General features: G+C 34.9%; 3 protein-coding genes and 1 pseudogene. All 4 read left to right on the forward strand.

The window, feature by feature from the left end:
- Positions 1 to 2303 (forward strand): DNA polymerase (locus PEPTYR26121_RS09160; protein ID WP_246285909.1); only part of this gene is annotated, 2303 nt, incomplete at its 5' end.
- A gap of 13 nt (positions 2304 to 2316) precedes the next feature.
- On the forward strand, positions 2317 to 2517 hold the full coding sequence (locus tag PEPTYR26121_RS06480; RefSeq protein WP_044565546.1) for a hypothetical protein: 201 nt from the start codon (positions 2317 to 2319) through the stop codon (positions 2515 to 2517).
- Entirely contained in the window at positions 2510 to 2896 is a 387-nt protein-coding gene (locus tag PEPTYR26121_RS06485) for a DUF7768 domain-containing protein (protein WP_044565547.1), read from the forward strand. The genes PEPTYR26121_RS06480 and PEPTYR26121_RS06485 overlap by 8 nt, the downstream gene beginning before the upstream one ends.
- Positions 2897 to 3291, forward strand: a pseudogene (locus PEPTYR26121_RS06490) (phage/plasmid primase, P4 family); the annotation flags it as partial.

A 3291-nucleotide genomic window follows, 5' to 3' on the forward strand; every position in this document is an offset into this window, starting at 1 on the left:
TGCCTCATTCAGAATGGGAAAACTACTGGATAGACCAAAACATCAACGATAGAGGAATCTTAATTGATGAAGTTTTAGTTGATTCAGCTATTAAATTTGATGAGATATTACGAGAAGAAAATATGGACAGAGCCATAGAACTAACTGGTCTTGAGAATCCAAATTCTCCCTTACAGCTTAAAGAATGGCTAAATAAAAAAGGCTTAGAGATAGATTCCTTAGCTAAAAAAGATGTAGAGTCTGCTCTTAAAAATACTGAGGGAGATATAAAAGAAGTATTGGAACTTAGACAAGAATTATCTAAATCTTCAGTTAGAAAATATGACGCTATGAAAAATGTAAAAGGAAAAGATAATCGAGCAAGAGGTCTAATCCAATTTTATGGAGCAAATCGTACAGGAAGATATTGTTTAACTGGAGATCACGAAGTTTTAACTGATAAAGGCTGGGTTAGACTTGATAAATGGAATGGAGGGAACATTGCTTGTTGGAATACCATAGGAGAAAAAATATCTTTTCAAAAGTCTGAAATGGTTAAGTTTCCATTCAGTGGACAAATGGTTTTCTATGAAGATAAAAGAATATCTCAAATAAGCACAACTGAACACAAGATGTATTTTAAAAATCATTATAAGAGTGAGTGGAGAGTTGGAGAAATATCCGAGATGCTAAATTATGCACATCCAGCTATTCCATTTACTGGATATAGACAAGTTCAGTCAAATTTAGATCATATTCAGCTTAGAGTTCTTATTATGATTCAAGCGGATGGACATTATACTGCAGAAGGAAATATAAAACTTTCTTTTTCAAAACTTAGAAAAGTTGAAAGATGTAAAAGTCTTTTGAGAAAAGCAGAAATTTGCTTTAATTTGAAAGAATACATGGATAAGTCAAAGAAAAGATATGTTTTTACTATCTACTCTAGACACCTACCTTTGTGGCTTAGAATGTTTGAAAACAAAACATTTGACACATGGCTATTTGATGAAAGTGCAGACGTGTTCTTTGATGAACTTGTTCATTGGGACGGATATCAAAGTGCTAAAAACAGCATTCAGTATTCTACAGTAAATAGGAAAAATGCAGATATAATACAGGCCTTTGCTCATCTAAGTGGTAGAGCATGTCAAATGAGTATAAAGAAAAGATCGCAAGTTCATAACAATTGGCAAGATGCATATATATTAGACATTTGGTTAAGACCTAAAAACGCACATCAAATACAAAGAAAAGCAAAGAAAATAGACTATACGGGAATGGTCTACTGTGCTATGACTCCAACAGGTTTCTTTTTAGTGAGGAGAAATGGAAGAGTATGGGTTACAGGAAATTCAGGACGTCTTATCCAGGTACAAAATTTGAGGAGAAATAACCTACAAGATTTAGACCTTGCAAGAAGTCTTGTAAGAAATAAAGAATACGAAAGCTTAGAAATGCTTTATGACTCACCATCCGATGTGTTATCCCAACTGATAAGAACAGCCTTTATTCCAAAAGAGGGATGCCGATTTATAGTTTCCGATTTTTCAGCAATTGAAGCAAGAGTTCTAGCTTGGCTTGCGGGAGAAGACTGGGTGCTTAATGCCTTTAAAAATGGAGAAGATATCTACTGCTCTACAGCAAGTCAGATGTTTGGTGTGCCTGTTGTAAAACATGGAGTAAATGGAGACTTAAGACAAAAAGGTAAGGTAGCAACGCTTGCTTGTGGTTATGGTGGCTCTGTGGGAGCGCTTAAGGCTATGGGTGCTATAGAAATGGGGCTATCTGAAGATGAACTTCAATCAATAGTTGATTCCTGGCGAGAGGCTAATCCAAATATAGTGAGTCTTTGGTGGGACATAGATGCAGTCGTAAAAAGAGTTGTAAAGACTAGAATTAAAGAAAAATATAAGAATTTAGTTATTAGCTATGAGAAAGGCATCCTTTTCATAGAACTTCCTTCAAAAAGAAGATTAGCTTATCCAAAGGCAAAAATAGGAACGAATCGATTTGGTGGAGAATCAGTAGTCTATGAGGGAATCGTAGTAGGAAATAAATGGGACAAGATTGAATCCTATGGTGGAAAATTTGTAGAGAATATAGTTCAAGCCATCGCAAGAGATATTTTAGCTGAGGCTTTGATGAGACTTGAGGAAAAAGGATTTAATATCGTCATGCATATTCATGACGAAGTTGTTATAGAAAGTGATTCATCTAGCATAGAAGAAATAAATGAAATCATGTCCATAGTTCCTAGCTGGGCACCTGGACTTATCTTAGATGCAGATGGATTTGAAAGTGAATTTTATAAAAAAGACTAATGGAGGGTTATTCATGTTTTATGTTAAAGAAAAAATAAATGATGCCATGGAAGTAAGCATTGAAATAAATGATGAGAATGTATTTTGCACCTGTCCAAAGTGTGGAAAAGAAGTTCGAGTCGATTTAGTTGAAGTATTGGAAGAGGGAGATTTAGTTTCTACCCAAGTTTGCTGTAATACTTGTAGTGAAACAATGAGTGGTATTTATGAATAAGGAACTATACAACGGGAGTGGGTGCAAGGACCCCACTCCTTATCAAGCAATTAAAAATGCAGAGAAGAGATACTATCCCCTGGTATATATCTGCAGTCCATTTTCTGGAGATGTAGAAAATAATGTAATCAAGGCACAGAAGTATTCTCGCTATGCTTTAGATGAAGGAAATATTCCCATCGCACCACATCTTTTATTTCCTCAGTTTATGAGTGATGAAAGTGAGAGAAGACTTGCCATGCATTTTAATTATGTCCTTCTTGGAAAATGTGAAGAAGTATGGGTCTTTGGTGACAAGATAAGTCCTGGAATGGCTGAAGAAATAAAGATTGCTGAGAAGAGAAAAATGAAGATTCGCTATATAAAGGAGGTATCCTAATTGAAAATATACACCTCGAATTTAATAGGAGTGGAGTCAAATTGTGTTTATCTAAATGAGATGGATGCAGTAGATGTTAGGTCATTTGAGGAAGCAGCAAGTTTTGACCATGTAATGGCTAAGTATAAAAATTCCTACAGGTCCAACGATAATTTTATAGAGTCAGAATGTGTTCCCATGGATATAGACAACGACCATTCAGAAAATCCAGATGATTGGATTTCAGCTAATGATTTAAAGAGAATATTTGATGGAGTTAAATTTGCCATAGTTTACAGCAGAAACCATAGAAAAGAAAAAAATGGAAAAGCTGCAAGACCAAGAATGCACATATATTTTCCAATTCCTAAGATCACAAATTTAGCTGAATATGTAGGAATAAAAGAAAGCTTGGC

The sequence above is a fragment of the Aedoeadaptatus nemausensis genome (genome assembly GCF_903819165.1).
GTDB lineage: Bacteria > Bacillota > Clostridia > Tissierellales > Peptoniphilaceae > Aedoeadaptatus > Aedoeadaptatus nemausensis.

Coding starts and splice junctions, on each gene's coding strand:
- PEPTYR26121_RS06480 (WP_044565546.1), top strand. CDS start 2,317: ATGTTTTATGTTAAAGAAAAAATAAATGATGCCATGGAAGTAAGCATT.
- PEPTYR26121_RS06485 (WP_044565547.1), top strand. CDS start 2,510: ATGAATAAGGAACTATACAACGGGAGTGGGTGCAAGGACCCCACTCCT.